The 20,508-nt window shown below is 46.2% G+C and carries 21 protein-coding genes; 10 read left to right on the top strand and 11 right to left on the bottom strand.

What is annotated here, in order from left to right:
- Window positions 1–178: 178 nt before the first annotated feature.
- Window positions 179–2,527: a YgiQ family radical SAM protein gene (locus LY387_RS10555; RefSeq protein ID WP_234494060.1), complete on the bottom strand. Its 2,349-nt coding sequence runs from the start codon at window positions 2,525–2,527 to the stop codon at window positions 179–181.
- A 152-nt stretch (window positions 2,528–2,679) separates the two neighbouring features.
- Between LY387_RS10555 and LY387_RS10550 the strand changes: the two genes are divergently transcribed.
- A complete protein-coding gene (locus LY387_RS10550; protein WP_234494059.1) occupies window positions 2,680–3,363 on the top strand; it encodes a hypothetical protein in 684 nt (227 codons plus the stop codon).
- A gap of 77 nt (window positions 3,364–3,440) precedes the next feature.
- Window positions 3,441–3,641: a DUF4250 domain-containing protein gene (locus LY387_RS10545; protein ID WP_042474451.1), complete on the top strand. Its 201-nt coding sequence runs from the start codon at window positions 3,441–3,443 to the stop codon at window positions 3,639–3,641.
- A gap of 57 nt (window positions 3,642–3,698) precedes the next feature.
- Here the strand turns inward: LY387_RS10545 and LY387_RS10540 are convergent, their stop codons facing one another.
- From LY387_RS10540 to LY387_RS10525, 4 genes are all read right to left on the bottom strand, one after another.
- Complete coding sequence (locus LY387_RS10540; RefSeq protein ID WP_234494058.1) at window positions 3,699–4,187, bottom strand: YchJ family metal-binding protein; 489 nt, start codon at window positions 4,185–4,187, stop codon at window positions 3,699–3,701.
- 23 nt (window positions 4,188–4,210) lie between these two features.
- Window positions 4,211–5,443 carry an EAL and HDOD domain-containing protein gene (locus tag LY387_RS10535; RefSeq protein ID WP_234496101.1) on the bottom strand — a complete coding sequence of 411 codons (1,233 nt, stop codon included), beginning with the start codon at window positions 5,441–5,443 and terminating at the stop codon, window positions 4,211–4,213.
- Window positions 5,444–5,533: 90 nt separating this feature from the next.
- Window positions 5,534–6,265 carry a UDP-2,3-diacylglucosamine diphosphatase gene (gene lpxH / locus LY387_RS10530; RefSeq protein WP_234494057.1) on the bottom strand — a complete coding sequence of 244 codons (732 nt, stop codon included), beginning with the start codon at window positions 6,263–6,265 and terminating at the stop codon, window positions 5,534–5,536.
- Window positions 6,266–6,304: 39 nt separating this feature from the next.
- A complete protein-coding gene (locus LY387_RS10525) occupies window positions 6,305–6,799 on the bottom strand; it encodes a peptidylprolyl isomerase (protein ID WP_042474457.1) in 495 nt (164 codons plus the stop codon).
- A 239-nt stretch (window positions 6,800–7,038) separates the two neighbouring features.
- Between LY387_RS10525 and cysS the strand changes: the two genes are divergently transcribed.
- Complete coding sequence (gene cysS / locus LY387_RS10520; protein WP_234494056.1) at window positions 7,039–8,421, top strand: cysteine--tRNA ligase; 1,383 nt, start codon at window positions 7,039–7,041, stop codon at window positions 8,419–8,421.
- Window positions 8,422–8,480: 59 nt separating this feature from the next.
- The gene (locus LY387_RS10515; RefSeq protein ID WP_042474462.1) at window positions 8,481–9,059 is read left to right on the top strand and encodes a thymidine kinase; all 579 of its coding nucleotides are present in this window, start codon (window positions 8,481–8,483) and stop codon (window positions 9,057–9,059) included.
- Between the two features lie 77 nt (window positions 9,060–9,136).
- Here the strand turns inward: LY387_RS10515 and LY387_RS10510 are convergent, their stop codons facing one another.
- Complete coding sequence (locus LY387_RS10510; protein WP_234494055.1) at window positions 9,137–9,979, bottom strand: NAD-dependent epimerase/dehydratase family protein; 843 nt, start codon at window positions 9,977–9,979, stop codon at window positions 9,137–9,139.
- A 1-nt stretch (window position 9,980) separates the two neighbouring features.
- A complete protein-coding gene (locus tag LY387_RS10505; RefSeq protein WP_042474468.1) occupies window positions 9,981–10,865 on the bottom strand; it encodes a LysR family transcriptional regulator in 885 nt (294 codons plus the stop codon).
- A 97-nt stretch (window positions 10,866–10,962) separates the two neighbouring features.
- Between LY387_RS10505 and LY387_RS10500 the strand changes: the two genes are divergently transcribed.
- Window positions 10,963–11,409 carry a PACE efflux transporter gene (locus tag LY387_RS10500; RefSeq protein ID WP_234494054.1) on the top strand — a complete coding sequence of 149 codons (447 nt, stop codon included), beginning with the start codon at window positions 10,963–10,965 and terminating at the stop codon, window positions 11,407–11,409.
- A 19-nt stretch (window positions 11,410–11,428) separates the two neighbouring features.
- On the opposite strand, the gene LY387_RS10495 is transcribed toward LY387_RS10500, so the two are convergent.
- Both LY387_RS10495 and LY387_RS10490 read right to left on the bottom strand, forming a co-directional pair.
- The gene (locus tag LY387_RS10495) at window positions 11,429–11,854 is read right to left on the bottom strand and encodes a hypothetical protein (RefSeq protein ID WP_234494053.1); all 426 of its coding nucleotides are present in this window, start codon (window positions 11,852–11,854) and stop codon (window positions 11,429–11,431) included.
- 263 nt (window positions 11,855–12,117) lie between these two features.
- The gene (locus LY387_RS10490; RefSeq protein ID WP_042474566.1) at window positions 12,118–12,351 is read right to left on the bottom strand and encodes a TIGR02647 family protein; all 234 of its coding nucleotides are present in this window, start codon (window positions 12,349–12,351) and stop codon (window positions 12,118–12,120) included.
- Window positions 12,352–12,610: 259 nt separating this feature from the next.
- Between LY387_RS10490 and LY387_RS10485 the strand changes: the two genes are divergently transcribed.
- Entirely contained in the window at window positions 12,611–13,795 is a 1,185-nt protein-coding gene (locus LY387_RS10485) for a hypothetical protein (RefSeq protein ID WP_234494052.1), read from the top strand.
- A gap of 232 nt (window positions 13,796–14,027) precedes the next feature.
- Complete coding sequence (focA, locus tag LY387_RS10480) at window positions 14,028–14,870, top strand: formate transporter FocA (RefSeq protein WP_234494051.1); 843 nt, start codon at window positions 14,028–14,030, stop codon at window positions 14,868–14,870.
- A gap of 43 nt (window positions 14,871–14,913) precedes the next feature.
- Here focA and LY387_RS10475 read toward each other — a convergent pair whose 3' ends face one another.
- Together LY387_RS10475 and LY387_RS10470 are read right to left on the bottom strand one after the other, a co-directional pair.
- The gene (locus LY387_RS10475) at window positions 14,914–15,135 is read right to left on the bottom strand and encodes a hypothetical protein (RefSeq protein WP_234494050.1); all 222 of its coding nucleotides are present in this window, start codon (window positions 15,133–15,135) and stop codon (window positions 14,914–14,916) included.
- A gap of 185 nt (window positions 15,136–15,320) precedes the next feature.
- Window positions 15,321–16,115, bottom strand: a complete 795-nt coding sequence (locus LY387_RS10470; RefSeq protein ID WP_234494049.1) for an ABC transporter permease — start codon at window positions 16,113–16,115, stop codon at window positions 15,321–15,323.
- Between the two features lie 428 nt (window positions 16,116–16,543).
- Here LY387_RS10470 and torE point away from each other — a divergent pair, with 428 nt between their 5' ends.
- The 3 genes from torE to torA are packed head-to-tail and all read left to right on the top strand — an operon-like array spanning window position 16,544 to window position 20,433.
- Entirely contained in the window at window positions 16,544–16,720 is a 177-nt protein-coding gene (gene torE / locus LY387_RS10465; protein WP_042499363.1) for a trimethylamine N-oxide reductase system protein TorE, read from the top strand.
- Between the two features lie 44 nt (window positions 16,721–16,764).
- On the top strand, window positions 16,765–17,946 hold the full coding sequence (torC, locus tag LY387_RS10460) for a pentaheme c-type cytochrome TorC (protein WP_234494048.1): 1,182 nt from the start codon (window positions 16,765–16,767) through the stop codon (window positions 17,944–17,946).
- 24 nt (window positions 17,947–17,970) lie between these two features.
- Window positions 17,971–20,433 (top strand): trimethylamine-N-oxide reductase TorA, encoded by a 2,463-nt coding sequence (torA, locus tag LY387_RS10455; RefSeq protein WP_234494047.1) that lies wholly within the window; start codon window positions 17,971–17,973, stop codon window positions 20,431–20,433.
- Window positions 20,434–20,508 lie beyond the last annotated feature (75 nt).

The following is a 20,508-nucleotide window of genomic DNA, read 5'->3' as shown; positions in this document are numbered from 1 at the left end:
ATGCCTAAAAATAAAGTCAATAAATACAACAAGTTAACTTTTCATGGGTAGGTGATGTCGCGTCTTTTTCATTTTGACAATCAATTTGGAAGGGCATTAAGGAGAGAATTAAGAAGCAAAAAAAGCGCACTAGGTTGGTTAACCGAGTGCGCTATAGAAATGACGCTATGAAGCTAGCTTACGATTGACGAGAGCGTCGCTTCGGAGCGCCTTTTGAGCCAGATTTATTACCAGGACGTTGCCCAGCAGGCTTGCCATTACTAGGGCGATGGTTAGATGGCTTGCCCGAATTGTTTCCTTGCTGTCCAGCGCCTTGTTGACCCGGAGATGACTTTCCTGCTCCAGGTTTTCCACTGTTATGTCCAGGTTTACCTGAGCGCTGACCTTGTTTACCACGACGCTGACCATCGGTACGAATGTCTGGTTGCCCTTTAGTGTGCTTAGTCGCAAAACGATTTGCGCCATGACGACCAGATTTGCGTCTTTGCGCAGGCGTGCGTGCATCAAGATCTTCTGCAGGGACGAGGCAGCCCGGCTTGTCACCGATAAGGTATTGCTTGCCCATGTTAACGAGAGCTTCGCGGATAAGTGGCCAGTTGTCCGGATCATGATAGCGCAGTAGCGCTTTGTGTAGCCTACGTTGACGATCACCTTTAGCAACCGGTAAGTCTTCGCGTTTTTTATATTTTACGCGCTTGAGCGGGTTGGTCTCAGAGTAATACATCGAGGTCGCATTACACATTGGTGATGGATAGAAGTTCTGAACCTGGTCGCACTCAAAGTTATTCTTCTTTAACCACAACGCAAGATTGAGCATGTCCTCATCTTCTGTACCCGGGTGAGCGGATATGAAGTAGGGGATCAAGTACTGTTTCTTGCCAGCTTCGGCACTGTATTTCTCGAACATCTCTTTGAAGCGATCGTAGGTACCCATACCTGGCTTCATCATCAAATCGAGTGGACCTTTCTCTGTGTGCTCAGGAGCAATCTTCAAATAGCCACCGACATGGTGAGTGACCAACTCGCGAACATACTCTGGTGACTCGATCGCAAGATCGTAGCGAACGCCAGAGGCGATCATGACCTTCTTCACGCCTTTTACTTTACGCGCAGCGCGGTAAAGGTCGATGGTATGTTTGTGGTCGGTATTGAGCTTGTTACAGATACCTGGGAACACACAAGAAGGTCGGCGGCAATTGGCTTCTGCTTTTGGATCTGAACAACCGAGACGATACATGTTTGCCGTTGGTCCGCCCAAGTCGGAAATTGTACCTGTAAAGCCAGGTACTTTGTCGCGGATCTCTTCTAGCTCGCCAATGATCGACTCTTGCGAACGGTTTTGAATAATACGACCTTCGTGCTCAGTAATAGAACAGAACGAGCAGCCACCAAAACAACCTCGCATAATGTTCACCGAGGTCTTGATCATGTCGTAAGCTGGAATTTTTGCCTTACCGTACATAGGGTGTGGTACACGCGCATATGGCAGACCAAACACATAGTCCATCTCCTCAGTGCTAAGAGGAATCGGCGCTTGGTTTACCCAAAGCTCACGGTCACCATGACGCTGGATCAGCGCTCGCCCAGAATAAGGGTTAGTCTCAAGGTGCATCACACGGCTTGCGTGAGCATAAAGAATTCTGTCGTTGTTCAGCTTCTCGAACGGCGGTAAGCGCACAGCGGTAGTCGCAGCATCGTGTCGTGAAGGACGAATGGTGATTGGCTTCGCTTCTGGTGCAGACTCGGTTTTGTTGGTGTCGCAGTTCGACTCGACCTCATAAGGGTTTTGCGGAACAAACGCTTTACCCGGCTTCTCGATGCGAGATGAGTCGATGACGCGGTAGTGTTCAGGTGCCGCTGGCAGATTGACGGCAGTACCGCGAATATCTGTCATAGTGCTGATATCTTCACCGTCTGCGAGGCGGTGTGCGACTTCGACCAGTGCACGCTCTGCATTACCAAATAGCAGAATGTCTGCTTTGGCATCAAAGAGTACAGAACGACGAACTTTATCTGACCAGTAGTCATAGTGGGCGATGCGGCGAAGGCTCGCCTCAATACCACCCAGAACAATAGGTGTGCCTTTGTAGGCTTCGCGGCAACGCTGAGAATAGACGAGAGTCGCGCGGTCGGGACGTTTACCACCTTCATTGTTAGGGGTGTAAGCATCGTCGTGACGCAATTTGCGATCAGCGGTGTAACGGTTGATCATTGAGTCCATGTTGCCCGCGGTGATCCCGAAGAACAAATTTGGTTTCCCTAGCGTCATGAAGTCGTTTTTATTGCTCCAATCTGGCTGGGCAATAATACCAACACGAAAGCCTTGCGCTTCAAGCAGTCGACCAATGATAGCCATACCAAAACTCGGGTGGTCAACATAAGCATCACCTGTAACGATGATGATGTCACAGCTATCCCATCCAAGGGCGTCCATCTCTTTTCTGCTGGTTGGCAAAAAAGGAGCGGTACCGAAGCATTCAGCCCAGTATTTTTTGTGCTCATGGATTGGGTTAACGTCGTTGTACATATTTTGACCTCTGGTTTTGGAGGCGGGCATTATATACTTCAATTCCAGTGACTTCAAAGCCCAAACAAATTGTGGGTATTACGACTGGATAGCATTCCTTCTTGAGCTGATATATCATCAGCGCCAATGTTTTTTGCAATGACACCACATCCATGATTACAGCAGTTTTGACTCTTCTCGCTCCTGCCTTAGCGGTTGCGATGCTTGTCCTTACCCTTATTTTAGCAAAGGGCGATATTTGTCCGGGTCAAAGAGGACGTATCCACAAGCTTCTTCCTGCCATTGGCATACTTTGGCTGGCGATTGCGTCACTTAAAGTCGAAGCGTTTTTGGTGGTGTTTGCTATTTTTTATTTTTACTCCAAGGTTCAGACTGGCAAGACGCGTCAGCAGGGGCCGTTTTGGGTCTTACATTTAGCCAATGGTTTGGCGGGCTCGTTTGCCGCCATTATCGTGGTCCAGCAGCCTAATTTAGCGCAGTCATTATCGCTGGCTTGCGCGGGGCTACTATTAGGCACAGCATTTTCACACCTATTGTTGACCATCGCTAAAACTCGTCTTCAGGCGTTTCACCGAATTCTGCCAGTTGCGGGCGTGGTTTTTGCCATGCTGCTCGCTCTGAGCTTTGTATTTAATGCCTATCAATGGGAGCCGAACATTGTTGCTGAGTACACGCCTGCTGTGATCAGTTCATTAGTGATGTTAATGCTAGGTGTGGTGATTTGGAGTTGGCATATCATTAAACACAGTACACCGGCGAAAGGTCAGCTAGTGGTGGCCTTCTTAAGCTTAATGGTCACTAATGTAGGTTTGCTACAGCTATATTGGCTTGCCTAATTTGCAAACCAAATCACTTTCTATTCCGTAATTAACAGCTAGTCTTTAAAGGCTAGCTTTTTTTATGGAGTACGATTATGGATCTAAGTAATGCGAGCCGTTTTGACAGTATTATTTTGCTTGGTATCGTCAACGAAAAGTTGCGTTTAGAATGTGACTCGTTTGAAGAGTTGGTGAGCATGTATGAAATGGATGTAGAAGGCGTGGTCGGTAAACTCGATATGTTGGGCTACCAATATGATCCTCTCACCAATCAATTTAAAGCTTACGAGCGCTAGAACCAGATACCATTAAAAAGGTCGCATTGAGCGACCTTTTTCAATCAACGACTGTACTCAACCGCAGCACTTTTTGTGCTTCTTGCCGCTTCCACAAGGGCAAGGGTCATTTCTACCCACCTTGCTGGATTCAGCGGTCAGCTGCTTCGGAGGTATGGTGTCGTCGATCTCCCCATCGACATAAAACCACTGTCCGTTTTCAAACAGGAAACGAGAACGCTCTGCAAGACAGTACTCCATGCCGTTTTCACGCAGGAAGGCGCGGAAGCTCACATAGCCTTCGTTCTCGTGAAGTCCATCTTCGCTGTTAATGACTTCGAGTCTTGCCCAGTCACTGTTGACGGAATCCGCAATGGCCTGTCGGTCTTGCTCGGCGTTACAGCTTGGGTGATAGGTAGCGACGACAAAATCAACATTCTTGGTAAGGTGAGCGCTATAGCGAGCACGCATAAGTTGCTCTGGCTTTTTAGCTAGAGTGACATCGTTGTGTATAGGTTGGCAGCATTCTTGATAATTCAAGTTACTGCCACAGTAACATGGCTTCATGGTAGGTCTAAAATCAAATGAGTTTATAGGTGCGTATTGTATTCTGACTCGATAGCGAGTAGGTCTTCGGTCCACTTAATGGCGTCATCGTAGTATCGAGCAAGCTTATCGTCACTGATCTCGAGCTTATCTCTCAGTGCGATAACCGTCGTCCAGTCTGCGCTCTCATACGCTTTTACTAGCGATAGGATATTACCTAGAGTGCCTTGCTTAGTAACGAGCGCTGCTTTCACCAGGTTGTCGATAGGCATCTTTTCAACTAACTCTTCTAGCGGCTGATCAAATAACGAGTCGAGCAGCGAGAACATGCCGGTTAGAAAGCCTAACCCCTCATCAATATTGCTATTGATGTCTTTTAGTAGTAGTTCGCAGAAACGCGCACGTTGAATCGACAAACTATATAAGCTGTCAGGCTTATCATCTTGCGTAGAAGTAATCGCAACCAGTGAAATAAACTTTCGTAAGCGCTCTTCACCTAAGTATACGAGTGCTTGCTTGAAAGATTTGATCTCAGAGCGGATGAGGTACGATGCATTCACAAACGTCAGCAGTTTATATGACAAGGTTACGTCTAATGAAATCAAACGCTCAAGCTCATCATAATTGATATCTGAGTTAGCAATTTCCTTACACAGTTGAACCACAGTCAAGAAAGAAGGTTTGATCTGTTTGCGGCGGATTAATTGCGGTCGACTGAAAAAGTAGCCCTGGAACTGATTAAACCCGACTTCTTTTGCAAGCTCGAACTCTTCGTACGTCTCTACTTTTTCTGCTAAGAAAATGATGTCGTGTGGCTTGAGCCTTTCAATCAGCGTTTGTGCCTTCTTCAGCGAATACTGTTGGATGTCGATCTTTATGATCGATGTGTACGGCAAGAATGGTAGCCACTCTTTCTTTGGCACAAAATCGTCGAGTGCGATGGTATACCCTGCTTGAGACATTTTTTTGATAGCAGAAAGTAACTCAGCGGTAGGCTCACAGCTTTCGAGAATTTCGATGACAAGATTATCCTTGGGAAACAGCGTCGGGACCATGTTAACCAAGCTTTGATAAGGGAAGTTAACAAAGCCTAATTTATCGCCTATCGTACTGTAATGTGTAGCAAGGAAGTGTTCAGACAGGAGTCGATTTGTCGCGAGTTCTGGGTCGATATCTGGGAAGGTGTTATTGGGCCCATCCCTAAATAGCAGCTCATAGCCAACAGTTTTTTGGTCGCTATCCAGAATAGGCTGTCTAGCGATGTATGAGTATTTCAAATTCTGCATCGGTATCTCAAAAACGTTCTCACATAGTAACGTTTAATTGCTTTGTTTGACTATGAAACTATCGAATTTTCGAGCGTTGGTTCATGGTTTGTTGAAAAAACGTGTCTCTAAGCGTTGTGATTGGGGGTCGCAGACTAAGACAGAGCCTTGCTCATACCAATCCCCCAAAACTATTCGTGTCATTGCCTGACCGTTAGCATCAAAATGGTGTGTGCCTGGTCTATGGGTGTGTCCATGAATCATCAAGTCTGTCTCGCTGGTGTGCATCAACGCAACCACTTCATCTTGGTTTACATCCATAATATCAAGTGATTTAGTGGTTTTGACCTCACGAATATCGCCCTGGATTTTATTAACAATACGCCGTCTTGTAAAGAATGGGAGGCGATTAAATATCCATTGCAACCAAGGCATATGTACCTTAGCTCTAAATTTCTGGTACTTGATATCGTCAGTGCACAGGGTATCACCATGCAAGATCACGGCTTTTCTACCGTACAAGTCAATCACTGTATGCTCATCGAGCAGCGTCATTCCTGTCTCTTTGCAGAAGCGATGGCTTAGGAGAAAGTCTCGGTTACCTTGAATGAAGTAAGTGGGAACACCTTTGTCGGTTAGTTGGCGAAATTCTTGTTTGATTGTCGCTGCGAAATCGGAGGGATCATCATCGCCAATCCAGAATTCAAATAAGTCACCAAGCACATACAAGGCGTCAGCATGTACCGCTTCATTGCGCATGAAGTTGACAAAGCATTCCGTCGTTTGAGGTAACTGAGGCGAGAGGTGTAAGTCAGAAATGAATAGTGTTGTCATAATTTACTAAAAGGGAGGGCGAGCCCTCCCTTATAACGATTACTCGTGAATCGTAGAGCCAGTGATGATCACTTCCTCAAGAGGAACATCTTGGTGCATGCCCATTGAGCCAGTGCTCACACCTTTGATCTTGTTAACGATGTCCATGCCTTCAACAACTTCAGCAAATACACAGTAACCCCAACCGTCCAGGCTCTCTGAGCGGAAGTCTAGGAAAGTGTTGTCGTTTACGTTGATGAAGAACTGAGAGCTCGCTGAGTGCGGTTCCATAGTACGCGCCATAGCCAAAGTACCTACTTTGTTGCTAAGACCGTTGTTCGCTTCGTTTTTGATTGGAGCACGAGTTGCCTTCTCTTTAAGACCAGACGTCATGCCACCACCTTGGATCATGAAACCGTCGATAACACGGTGGAATAGCGTGTTGTCGTAGAAACCATCGCGGCAGTATTGTAGGAAGTTTGCACTTGTTTCAGGTGCTTTCTCTTCGTTCAATTGAATCTTGATGTCGCCGAAATTAGTGTGAAGGGTGATCATGATGAATACCTATTCGTGTTTTTATGTTTGAAGCCATGATTCTAGCCTAACTCACTGTACAAGCAATAGTTGAAACACGTATATCGCGAATAAAAGGAATGCTTTTTGTTCAGTCTGGTCTAAGTTGGCAAAAAACTCCCTCGAAAACCTAAGATTTCTTCGCTTAATCGCTCCATTCTGTGAAGCTTTATGGTTATAATCGCCGATACATTTTAAACGTAATAGTTCAGATAGAGATCATGTTAAAAATATACAACACACTGACGCGACAAAAAGAGGAATTCAAACCTATTCATGCTGGTAAAGTCGGCATGTATGTCTGTGGGGTCACTATTTACGATCTCTGTCACATCGGTCATGGTCGTACATTTGTTTCTTTCGACGTGGTATCTCGTTACCTTCGCTACGTAGGTTATGATCTCACGTTCGTGCGCAACATTACTGATATCGATGATAAAATTATCAAACGTGCAAACGAAAACGGTGAGTCATGTGATTCACTAACTGAGCGCCTTATCGGTGAAATGCACGCTGATTTCGATGCACTGAACATGAAGCGTCCAGACGTTGAACCTCGTGCAACGGAATTTATCGCAGAGATCATCGCATTGGTTGAAAAGTTGATCGAGCGTGGTTTTGCTTACGTGGCGAGCAATGGCGATGTCATGTTTGAAGTGGGTAAGTTTGACGAGTATGGCAAGCTATCTAAGCAGGATCTTGACCAACTGCAAGCTGGTGCTCGCGTAGATGTTGAAAGCGCGAAACGCAGCCCGCTAGACTTCGTGCTTTGGAAAATGTCTAAGCCAGGTGAACCTACTTGGGAATCACCATGGGGCGCTGGTCGTCCAGGTTGGCATATCGAGTGTTCAGCGATGAACTCTTCTATTCTTGGTGACCACTTCGATATTCATGGCGGCGGTTCGGATCTTCAGTTCCCGCACCACGAAAACGAAATTGCTCAGTCATGCTGTGCACACGATACTCAGTACGTGAACACTTGGATGCACAGTGGCATGGTGATGGTCGACAAAGAAAAAATGTCAAAGTCGCTGGGCAACTTCTTCACAATTCGCGACGTGCTAGGTCACTACGATGCAGAGACGGTTCGTTATTTCCTAATGTCTGGCCATTACCGCAGCCAGCTTAACTACAGTGAAGACAACCTAAACCAAGCGCGCTCAGCACTAGAGCGTCTGTACACATCGCTACGCGGCCTTGATACAAAGGCTGAGCCTACAGGCGGTGAAGAATATGTGACTCGCTTTACGACCGCGATGAACGATGACTTCAATACCCCAGAAGCTTACTCAGTGCTGTTCGATATGGCTCGTGAAATTAACCGCTTGAAGACGGTTGATCTGGCAGAAGCAAGTCAACTTGGTGCGCTAATGCGTGAGTTGGCTGATGTGATCGGTATCCTTCACCAAGACCCTGAGTCTTTCCTGAAAGGCGATGCGGGTAATGACGATGAAGTGGCTGAGATCGAAGCGTTGATCAAACTACGTAATGACTCTCGTGCTTCTAAAGATTGGGCGAATGCCGATCTGGCTCGCGACAAACTGAACGAGTTGGGTATCATCCTTGAAGATGGCCCAGAAGGCACGACTTGGCGTCGTAAATAATTGTTATCTAGCCCTTGCTTGCAAGGGCTTCTTTTTAGTTTCAGATTTGGTGTAACACTTTGGCTCAGATGTACTTCTATTACTCGGCAATGAATGCGGGTAAATCGACAACACTTCTTCAATCTTCGTTTAACTATCAAGAGCGTGGCATGACGCCACTTATTTATACAGCAGCACTAGATGATCGCTACGGCGTCGGTAAAGTGAGCTCTCGTATTGGTTTGCAATCCGAAGCGCAACTGTTTAAATCGGATTCAAACCTGTTTGATGAGATCGCCGCTATTAATGCAGAGACCCCACGACATTGTATCTTGGTTGACGAATGCCAGTTCCTAAGTAAAGAACAGGTGTATCAGCTTACCGAAGTGGTCGATAAACTCAACATCCCAGTGCTTTGCTACGGCTTGAGAACAGACTTTTTGGGCGAGTTATTTGAAGGTAGTAAACACCTTTTAGCATGGGCGGATAAGTTAATTGAGCTTAAAACCATTTGTCACTGCGGTCGTAAGGCCAACATGGTGATTCGAACTGATGAGCATGGAAAAGCCATAGCCGAGGGTGATCAGGTTGCGATTGGTGGCAACGATAAATATGTCTCTGTTTGCCGTCAGCACTATAAAGAAGCGCTTGGTAAGTAACTTTCCACAGTAATTGAAGAGGGAGCCGGTGATAGGCTCCCTTTTCTTATCTGCAAAAACGTATTAGGACACTGCAATCAAAGGGCGTCTAAGGTACTTTGGTACTTAAAGTGGTAGCCAAGACTTTGTAGTTTGTCGCTGGAAATCGTTTTATCAGGTACCGAGTTGACCAAGTTGAGAGACGTGTCGAGTCCTGCCGCTCTCAACGCCGCTCGATAGAAAGTGACTTTGTCACATGAGCGTGGAGTTGTGGCATTGACGACGCTTGCGTCGATATGTTCTAGCGCAAACACCACTGATCCAATGGCATCGTCTAGATGCAGCATGTTTGCTGTTGCTTGGTCGCTCACGCTCTTGAGCTTGGATGCAAATCTTGAAGGGTGTCTGTTAGGACCAAACAAGCCACTGCAACGAACAATCGCATAATCGAGTGTCGAGTTGCGAACATATTCTTCTGCGGTCAGCATGATAATAGCCTTAGCGCTAAAGTCATCTCTGCCTTTCGCAGTCGGAAGACGAGCCATATCCTCGGTCATTATCTCAGCGCGATCTGGGTACACAGAGGTCGAACTGACCATGACTAGCTTTTTGACGCCAGCACTCTTCGCCATGTTGCAGAGTGTTTCCCATTGAGAAGCGTACAAGGCTCCGCCACCTGTGCGAAATCCGGGCGGGAAACAACCGATGATGGTTTCGACATCCAGGTTGATAAGTTGATTGGTGACCGCAAGCTGTTTGTCTTCGCTGGTGAGCTCTGAGAGGTTTAGCGCAATTGCGTTTAAATCAGCTTGTTCGAGTTCATTGACGCCTTCAGCTGTCGTGCGTGTAGCGGTAACGTCATAGCCTTTATTGATGAGTGATTTGGCGAGTGGAAGTCCTAACCAGCCTGCGCCAACAATAAGTACTTTATTCTGATTCATGCTAGCCCTCCTGGAAATTTTGCTTGAGTAGTTCTCTTAATCTACGATGACCAAGATCCTTACTCTTACTTGAGTGTTGAATAATGCTGACGTTAATGATTGCCGATACCTTCTCAAACTCTACAGGGACTGGGATAATTTTTCCTTGCTCAATGGCACTTTTTGCCAGGTAACTCGGTATATAAGTCCAACCAAACCCAGCTATACACCACTCTAGGAGCATTTGATAGCTGTCTGAGTACCAAATATCTGGGCTCAACGCTTGCTGTACATTACTTGATTTTGAGTTTCTAGAGCTAATACAAAGCTGCCGGTGGAGGCTGAGTATCTCCAGATGAGGAGCTACCGTCTTAGCGAGAGGGTGGTCGGTCGCAACATAGATATCAAATTGCATAGAGCCGATGCTCTCAAAGTCGAGCGAGAAGGGTATCGATAAGTCTTCGTGGACCAGTGCCGATGTCGCCCTCCCAGTTTGTACCATCTCTATTGCGTCGTTACTTGAGGCAAAGAGAACCTCTAGCTCAAGCCTAGGGAACTCCTCAGATAAAGTACGGATGATGGGTGTGACGCGGTCAAAAGGAATACCTTCATCAATAGTGAGTACTATAGGTTGTATGTCTTTTAGAGTGAGGCTGTCGACGCGTTCGGTTAGCCGATTATGTTGCACCATGGCAGCCTTGGCATAAGGCAACAGTTTTTCTCCTTCTTCCGTTAACACAGGATATCGACCTCGACGATCGAATAACTCTACCCCACAATCGATCTCAAGATTCATAATATTTTGGCTAACGGCGGATTGTACTTTGCCAAGTTTACGAGCAGCACCGGAAAATGAGCCTGCCTCTACGGTGGTGATAAAGGCTTCGATTTGTTCAACACTTAACATATCAGTTATCCTGATGTGACCTAACTTTCTATGAACTTAAGCTTAATTGATAATGCACTAATTGCTAGTCCTAAATACTGAGTTAGGTGTTAAGTATATGAGTGTAAAAGAAAGGCTTTTCCATGCAGTACTGTTTGAATTAACTGCACTTTCTATCATTATTCCTGTTGCCTCCATTGCGACAGGGACAAAATCCCTACAAATGATGATCATTGGTGTTGGGATGAGTGTTTTTACCGTTGTCTGGAACTACGTGTATAACGTACTGTTTGATCGGTTGGTACCCGGAGAGCGCAGTGAACGCAGCATGATGACAAGAGTCGGTCATGCACTCGGTTTTGAGGGGGGATTGATCATTTTTACAATCCCAGCAATAGCTTGGTTGTTACAGGTTTCTTTGTTGACTGCACTGATTATCGAAGCGGGCTTTTTGGTGTTTTTCTTCTTTTTTACGGCTGCCTTCAACTGGGCATACGATAAATGGACCCCTTACAGACGCTGCGTGTCATGGTGGCAAAGAGATAAGAAATGCCCGACAAACTAGTTGGCGGGCAATGCGATCATTAATGCGCGTAACGAATGGCGTTGTCGATGATGTTCGTCGCATTGTTGTTATCGATGTGGCTTTCATTGCCTTCAACGCGAATGGTAAATCCAGTTTCATTCAACAAAGATGATGCATACTCAACGGGGATTAGACAGCGCACCAGTTGGGTCAGCCCACGATTACATTGATAATCGATATAATCAGATAGATTGATTTGCTTGCCATCAGCAAAGGTCATCTCTATGCAGTTCGCGTCTTTGACAAGTTCTGCGACAAAGTCGAGTGAGACGTTAATAAGATCGGCACTCGGCGCTTTGTGGATTGAAATACTCTTGACAAGGTCAAGGTTACATCGCGCCTCTGCGACATGTCCGTAGTGAAAGTTATGTAAGACCCAGTAACCAGCAGTCAGTGTTTCACGATTATATTGATTGTTGTCCATCTTATCTTCCTCGAACGTTTTACTGACACCTATGTTACTTTTTCTATAGTAGAGACATAAGTAACAAACTAGAAGATACTATTTTAAAACAGGGTGTTACAGGTTACTTACTGCGCAATTCTGTAATTAGTAATTGGCAGTGTCTAAGACGGGGTATGTCAGCGGTTGGCGCAACGAGTCGGGAAGGAGGCAAGGTACGTTGAATCCGATGAAAAGTGGCAACGGGTCGCCGCTACCACTCTTCTATATCTATGGTTAACTATCTATGAGCTTAGCACTCGTAAAATTTTGTCCGCGCACTCTGCTACTTCAATCCCTTCATCCGTCAAGTATCCACCATCAGGCAATGTGCATAGTCCTTTGTCATAGAGTCTTTGGACTGCTTTTTGCATGTCTTCACTCGCGTCATGGTGAACTTTAATTCCCGTTGCCGCACTGCTGATATCGAATTGCAGTAATAGGTTCATCTCGGCGAGATGGTCTGGCGTGAATTTCATAGATTTGCCTCTTAGTTGAGATTCTTCAATCAACATAGTGCTGTTTTGCACTAATGACAATCGCAGATTGAATAAAGTGTTAGCTTGCGCCGCCTTCTGGTAATGAATCGTAATATTTTACTACTAAGTGAATGAATTATAACCAGTTAGACCTTGTTGACATGTTCTTTACGACGCAATTTGAATATAGTGATATGTTTTGCTGGTCGTTGGTTGACGAGCAAGTGTAAGGGATAGTCGTCCCTGTTTAGGAGAGTAGATGTCTACACGCAAATCAATGGTTGTATTGCTGTGTGCACTGGGTGTTGCCTCGTGTGCAAGTACTCCTAGTGTAAACGACGCTAGGGCAAATCTGAGCCCAGAGGAATTACAACAGACTCGCGGTAAGGAATATGAACAATTATCTGCGACGTTTGATTATTGGTCGAAAGCACTTGAAGGTGCCGAGTCGCTTAGAGTGTACGCACCGGAAAACTATCGCGAGATGATGTCGTCGTGGAAAAGCGCACATGCCCTTTTCGTTGAAATAAGAAAAGATCCCAATCAGATCGACGCAAAGCATTCAGTATTTTCGAGCGAGACCTATGCGGTAGGATTCCGTGATCGTATCAATTCAGTCGAATACAACTACAAAGCGATCCAAGGCTTGAAGAAGCAAGCAGACGAGTTGTTGGCGCCTGCGATGACAGAAATGGCTTACTTGAACAGTATTGAGGCAAGCCGCTATTTCAAACATGCGATGAATACTATGAATCGTGATTATCAGCGCCTGTTTGAGCATTTGGTCGTATCAGAGGTCGAACATGCCTCGAGTGCTCAAGACCGGTTTTTAGTGAACGCAAAAGCGCTCGAGATTCGAGTTATTGATGCGAAATACGTGAAACCGTTGCAAGAACAACTCGCAACGTTAGCGAGTGCTAGGTACAACATTCTCGCGCCTGTCAGTTATGGGTACGTTGAGCAGGGCATTAATGAGCTCGCCGAGTTTGTTACTCAGTCTCCACGAGCATTTACTGAAATCGATGAGCAAGTGGACCGTATCCAGTTTCAATTCCGTCGCCTAGAGTCTGTGGTGCAAGAGGTGACCAAGTTGATTAATGTTGAGAAGTCTCAATACGAGCCATTTGTACTGGAAGCCGAATCTCGAATGTATCTGATATCGTCTGCTGCAAAAGGCAATGACTATCGCGATCAGTCTCTCTCTGCACAATCAAATCGAATCGCGCACGACGTTGAGCGATTGAGGGCAGCCGATAACACCGAGGCACTAAAGAAAGAAAATGCCTTGTTGAAGCAGCAAATTGCCTTGTTGCAGCAACAGCAATCAGATGGCTCAGTGCCTTCTGAGAAAGCTAAAGCTGCTCAAAATACGGCGGCTGAGAACCGAGCTGAAATTGAAGCGCTGAAGAAGCTCGTTTCAGCTTTGCAAGAAAAAGCTGAATAGGCGGGCACCTCGCATAAATAGCCTTCTAGAAAGCGTCGCGATAGCGGCGCTTTTTTTTGCTTTATGCAAGTGAAGAACGAGGATGTGAAGCGCATTTCACTCGCCCCTCGGTGAGTGAAACGGTTCAATTATGGGAAATAACATTTAGCCTGAAAATAACGCTTGATTTATTGATTGATCGGAGTGATTATCCGCGCCCAATTCTAATTGTAACCAGATATGTAAGAGCAAGATGGAAATCAATCAATTTGACGCGTTGTTGCCACCTCAAATGGCGGAGCGCGCGGCAGAAGCGGGCGTAGGCAAAGCGACAAAAGATCCAATGAAGTCTTTTTTACTGGCTATCACCGCCGGTTTGCACATTGGTATCGCGTTTATTTTCTATACCACAATTACCACAGGCGCAGGCGATTTACCTTGGGGCATTACTCGGTTCCTGGGTGGACTTGCTTTTAGCTTAGGTCTGGTACTCGTTATAATCACAGGTGGCGAGCTTTTCACCAGTTCGGTCCTTACTCTAGTTGCGCGAGCTAGCGGCAAAATTACTTGGGGTTCGCTGTTTAAAAACTGGCTGGTGGTTTATCTGGGCAATATGCTTGGTGCGCTGTTCTTGGTAGGTATCATGCTTACTGCAAAGCAGTATATGTTTGATGGTGGGCAAGTGGGTCTAAATACCATGCATATCGCACAACATAAACTGCACCATGATTTCTGGCAGGCAGTTGCGTTAGGCATCATGTGTAACGTATTGGTTTGTGTGGCGGTGTGGATGACGTTCAGTGGTCGCACGCTGACGGATAAGATTATTGTTATGGTTTTGCCCGTTGCCATGTTCGTTTCTGCTGGCTTTGAGCACTGTATTGCGAACATGTTCCAAGTACCAATGGCCATTGGCATTAAGAATCTTGCTTCGCCAGAGTTTTGGCAGTCTATCGGCTCGACGCCAGCAGAGTTTACCGACCTCAACTTGATAGGATTCGTGGTGAATAACCTGATCCCTGTGACACTAGGAAACATCATTGGTGGCGGTATATTTGTCGGAATGCTTTACTGGCTTATCTACTTGCGCGATTAACCTTTGGAAACCATGCAAAAAAGGGCGTTGTCGCCCTTTTTTACTATCGCCAATCCGTTGCCAGTGGTGTTGACCCTTCGCACCAAATCTCGGTCGGGATAATATCGCCAACTCGCTCACCAGATTCTGTCAGTGCGTCGGGGGTACTGATTAGCCAATTACGACCAACATCTTCCTGCTCTTGCGTCATTTCTAACATACCTGCTTCCTTGATGTGACGTGATAGTCGTTTGCGAGTATCGGTGAACATACCGTTACTGCGCATCTCAGTTGCTGGTAATTTAACCGCTTAGCGTGACAATCTTATGACGATGCACTCAGATAACCTTGATCTTGAGGATCAAATTCCCGAAACACAGACAAATAATACTAAACTCAACTACTTGGTTATCCACATATCCTGTGGATAACCTGGTTTAAAGTTAGTGTGTAACCATGATCAAGCCCCTGTTATGACTGATCAAGCGGGCGAATTTTGGGCTTTCCGCTCGCTTCAAAGCCACGGTGTACGACGAGGTTTAGGCACACTGTAATTGAGATGCTCATCATTACCCAGATAGCCATCATGATCACGAGCTGATATTTGATCGCAACAACGGGACTTGCTCCGCCTAATATTTGACCAGTCATCATTCCTGGGAGTGAAACTAACCCAGTTGTTGCCATGGTAGCCAGAATAGGTGCTAGAGACTTTTGAAGCGACAAACGAATGAAAGGTAAGGTTGCCATAGGTATGGGAGCACCTAGCGAGATGGCGGCCTGATACTCGTTCCAGCGACTTTCAAGCGTGCTGTAGAAGTTTTGCAAGGCGACGATATTACCACCCAAGCTATTGCCCAATAACATGCCAGAAAGCGGAATCGCATATTGTGCACTGTAAAATGGGTCTGGTTGCACTGTAACCAAACATAGCAGTGCTAGAACAGGGAGTAACCCGATTACTAATCCGATGACAACAAAGCCAACAATAGGTTTTCTCGGTAGCTTCGACTTCGTGGCGATAGCATTGGCTCCGACTAATATCATGACCGCGAGCCAGAGCAGGTTTACGACTAAGCTATTCAAATAGAAAAGGTATTCTAGATAGAGCCCGACTAAAGCCAGTTGTACGGTCATTCTAATCAAGCCCACACTCGCGTCTTTGCCAATCCCCAGTTTGTAGTAGTGATTAATGGAAAATGGGATAACTAACGTTGTGGCAAACAGCAATATTTGCCACCAAGTGATGTCGACGACGTCTTGCATGAAAAGCCCTGACCTCTACTAAATGGGTAGAGAAAGTGTACTTAAATTTTCTCTTTCAATCACGCAATTCATAGATGCTAAATGCAACAAATATATAACATTTCTGGTTTCAATCTTAAGTCTACCGTTTGCAATTGCATGTGAATTTCATGTGCTACAAGCAAGTAATGTTGCGATAAAGTGACTATAGTTACACATTGGCAACAGTATTAATTTTTCATATCTGTTCATAAATTTACACATCGATTTTTAATTGAATACAAGTCTGGATGAACTCAAAAAACTGTTGAATAACAAGGGGTGGGCGAGCGGAATTGATTGAACCTTACTATTGGTATGGTTTAGCATTTTCCCATAGATGTTTTAAATAATTGAGCGTTCCTAGCGGAATGTTCGCGTACTGGACAACATACAAAATAGGCAAATGTATGAGTGATGTTAACAAAGTAGAAAGTGCGGAAAAGCACGGGATGGAGTGGAAATCGTTTTTCTTCATCTGTGCCGTATTCTTCCCTCTGTTGAGTGTGGCTATCGTGGGTGGCTACGGATTTATTGTTTGGATGCTCCAAATGTTCGTGTTTGGTCCTCCTGGTGTACACGGCTAATCCCGTAATCGACATTCAATCAGCAAGTTTCAAGAGAGTTAGTCATGAAATCCTTTTTTATTAAACTTTGGCGCACTATCACTCGCCCGGCTGTTCATATCAGCCTAGGTGTGTTGACCGCTGGTGGCTTCATTGCGGGTATCGTGTTCTGGGGTGGTTTTAACACTGCGTTAGAAGCCACCAACACCGAAGAGTTTTGTATTAGCTGTCACACGATGCGTGACAACGTATACGTAGAACTGCAAGAGACGGTTCACTGGAAAAACCACTCTGGCGTGCGTGCAACGTGCCCAGACTGTCACGTACCCCACAACTGGACCGATAAAATTGCCCGTAAAATGCAAGCTTCGAAAGAAGTGTTCGCGCAAGTTTTCGGCGATCTAGATACACCTGAGAAATTTGAAGCGCGTCGCCTAGAGCTAGCGCGTCACGAATGGGATCGTTTCTCTGCGAACCAATCTCTAGAGTGTAAAAACTGTCATAACTATGACTCGATGGACTTTGAGTTAATGTCACCAACCGCACGTATTCAAATGAAATCAGCGGCAGAGCGTGACCAAAGCTGTGTTGACTGCCATAAAGGTATCGCACACAACCTGCCAAAAGACATGGCTGCAGCGAGTGGTATCGTTGGTGACCTAGAGCAAGTAGCAAACAGCACTTCTTACTCAAAAGGTAACTCGGTTGTTTCTATCCGTCACTTGCCTCTATACACAGATGAAACAGGCACTACGGAAGCAGGTCTATTGAGCCCTGCGAGTAAAGTAGAAATCTTGGATGTGAAAGGCGACATGATCAAAGTTGAGATTGACGGTTGGCGCAAAGCGAAAGGCTTTGGTCGTGTTATCCAAGAAGAGTTTGGTCAAAACATTTCGACTGCAATCCTTACTCGTGAAGTTTCTCAAAGCGCTGACGTAACCGTTGGTGAGAAGAAAGAAGATGAGCTAACAGGTTTGCCTTGGGAAGAAGTGGCGGTTGACCTATGGATGAAACAAGAATCTATGGTTACTGACTTCACTCCAATTTGGAGCGCAGCTGGTGAAGCGTATGTAACGAACTGTTCTACTTGTCACACACAGCCTGATGTGGCGCACTTTAGTGCAAACGGCTGGGTAGGCATGCTAGACGGTATGATCGCATTCGTTAACTTCGATACAGATACAGAAGCCCTAGTTCTTAAGTATCTACAGAAGCACTCTTCAGATTACGCTGAAGGTCACCACTAATAAGACGTCAATTGGAGTTATAAAATGGCAATTACAAGAAGAAGCTTCCTTAAAGGCGTTGCAGGGTCGAGTGCAGCAACACTAATCGGTCCTAGCCTGTTGGCGTCAGCATCTGCAAGCGCCGCTGAGACAGACGGCACGTGGAAAGTATCTGGCTCACACTGGGGCGCGTTCCGCGCCCGAGTTTGGGGTGGTAAGGTTCAAGAGATTAAGCCGCTAGAAGTCGATAAATACCCAACAGATATGCTGGATGGCATTAAAGGTATTATCTACAGCCCTTCACGCGTTCGTTATCCAATGGTTCGCCTAGACTGGCTGAAAAAGCACAAGTACGCGGCTGAGACTCGTGGTAACAACCGTTTCGTGCGTGTCACTTGGGACGAAGCATTAGACTTGTTCTACCGTGAGCTAGAGCGTGTTCAGAAAGACTACGGTCCATGGGCACTTCACACGGGTCAAACAGGTTGGCGCCAAACCGGTCAGATGCATAGCTGTAACAACCATATGCAACGCGCTATGGGCTTACACGGCTACTCTGTGAAGAAAGTGGGTGACTACTCAACAGGTGCTGGTCAAACAATCCTTCCATATGTTTTGGGTTCAACCGAAGTATATGCACAAGGTACGTCTTGGGAACTTATCCTAGAGAACAGTGACAACATCATTCTCTGGGCAAACGACCCTGTGAAGAACCTTCAGGTTGGCTGGACATGTGAAACGCACGAGTCATTCGCGTATCTAGAGCAGCTGAAAGAGAAGGTCGCTAAAAAAGAAATCAACGTTATCTCTGTAGACCCTGTGAAAAACAAAACACAGCGCTACCTAGGCAACGAACATCTTTATGTGAACCCACAGTCAGACGTAGCATTCATGCTAGGTATGGCACACGTACTGTATAACGAAGATCTTCACGACAAAGAATTCATCGATACTTATTGCCTAGGTTTCGATGATTTCATCAAGTACGTTCAAGGCGAAACTAAAGACAAAGTTGAGAAAACGCCAGAATGGGCAGCTGAAATTTGTGGTGTGTCTGCTGACAAGATCCGCGAGTTCGCTCGCATGCTGGTTAAAGGTCGTACACAGATCTTGTTTGGCTGGTGTATCCAACGCCAAGAGCATGGCGAACAGCCATATTGGATGGGTGCGGTACTTGCTGCAATGATCGGTCAGATTGGTCTACCTGGTGGCGGCGTGTCATATGGTCACCACTACTCAGGTATCGGTGTACCGTCAACTGGATTCGCGGCTCCTGGCTCATTCCCGTTGAACATCGATCAAGGTCAGACGCCTAAGCACACGAACCAAGATTTCAACGGTTACAGCCGTGTAATCCCAGTAGCTCGTTGGGTGGATGCGCTGCTTGAGCCGGGTAAGAAGATCAATTCAAACGGTTCTGTGGTAACGCTTCCTGACGTGAAGATGATGGTGTTCAGTGGTAACAACCCTTGGCATCACCACCAAGACCGTAACCGTATGAAGAAAGCGTTCCGTAACCTTCACACGGTTGTGTCTATCGACTTCGCTTGGACGGCAACCTGTCGCTTTGCGGATATCGTGCTGCCAGCATGTACTCAGTTTGAGCGCAACGATATTGATGGCTATGGCGCATACTCAGGCCGCGGTCTGATTGCGATGCACAAGCTAGTTGACCCATTGTTCCAGTCGAAGACAGACTTCGACATCATGACAGAGCTAACCGCTCGCTGGGGCCGTTCTGACGACTACACTCGTGGCATGAACGAGATGGAGTGGGTGAAAACGCTTTACAACAACTGTAAAGAAGCGAACAAAGGTAAGTTCGATCTTCCGGAATTTGAAGAGTTCTGGGAAAAAGGCTTCCTAGACTTTGGTACAGGTAAACCTTGGGTACGTCATGCTGACTTCCGTGAAGACCCAGAGATCAACGCACTAGGTACACCTTCTGGCTTTATTGAGATCACTAGCCGTACTATCGGTAACATGAACTACGAGCATTGCCAAGAGCACCCAATGTGGTTTGAAAAGTCTGAGCGTTCACACGGTGGTCCAGGCTCTGACAAACACCCATACTGGCTACAATCTTGCCACCCGGACAAGCGCCTACACTCACAGATGTGTGAGTCGGAAGAATTCCGTGCAACATACGCGGTTCAAGGTCGTGAGCCTATCTACATTAACCCTGAAGATGCGAAATCTAAGGGCATTAAAGATGGCGATCTAGTTCGCGTGTTCAACGATCGTGGTCAGCTACTAGCTGGTGCGGTTGTGACCGATAGCTATGCTGCGGGTGTGGTTCGTATCGAGGAAGGTGCTTGGTATGGCCCGCTAAACGAGAAGATTGGCGCGCTGGATACTTACGGCGATCCAAACACGCTTACGCAAGATATCCCATCTTCTGAGCTAGCACAGGCAACATCTGCGAACACCTGCTTGGTGGACTTCGAGAAGTTCACTGGCAAGGTTCCGCCAGTTACTGCGTTTGGTGGTCCAATCGAGGTCGTATAACGTCTCGAAGTGCCAACTAGAACACAAAACCCATCGGTAACGATGGGTTTTTTTTTACCTAACAATATACTCAAT

This window comes from Vibrio maritimus, from assembly GCF_021441885.1.
Classification (GTDB): domain Bacteria; phylum Pseudomonadota; class Gammaproteobacteria; order Enterobacterales; family Vibrionaceae; genus Vibrio; species Vibrio maritimus_B.
Note: the sequence above shows the minus strand (reverse complement) of the source record. Positions and strands in the feature narration are given on the sequence as shown.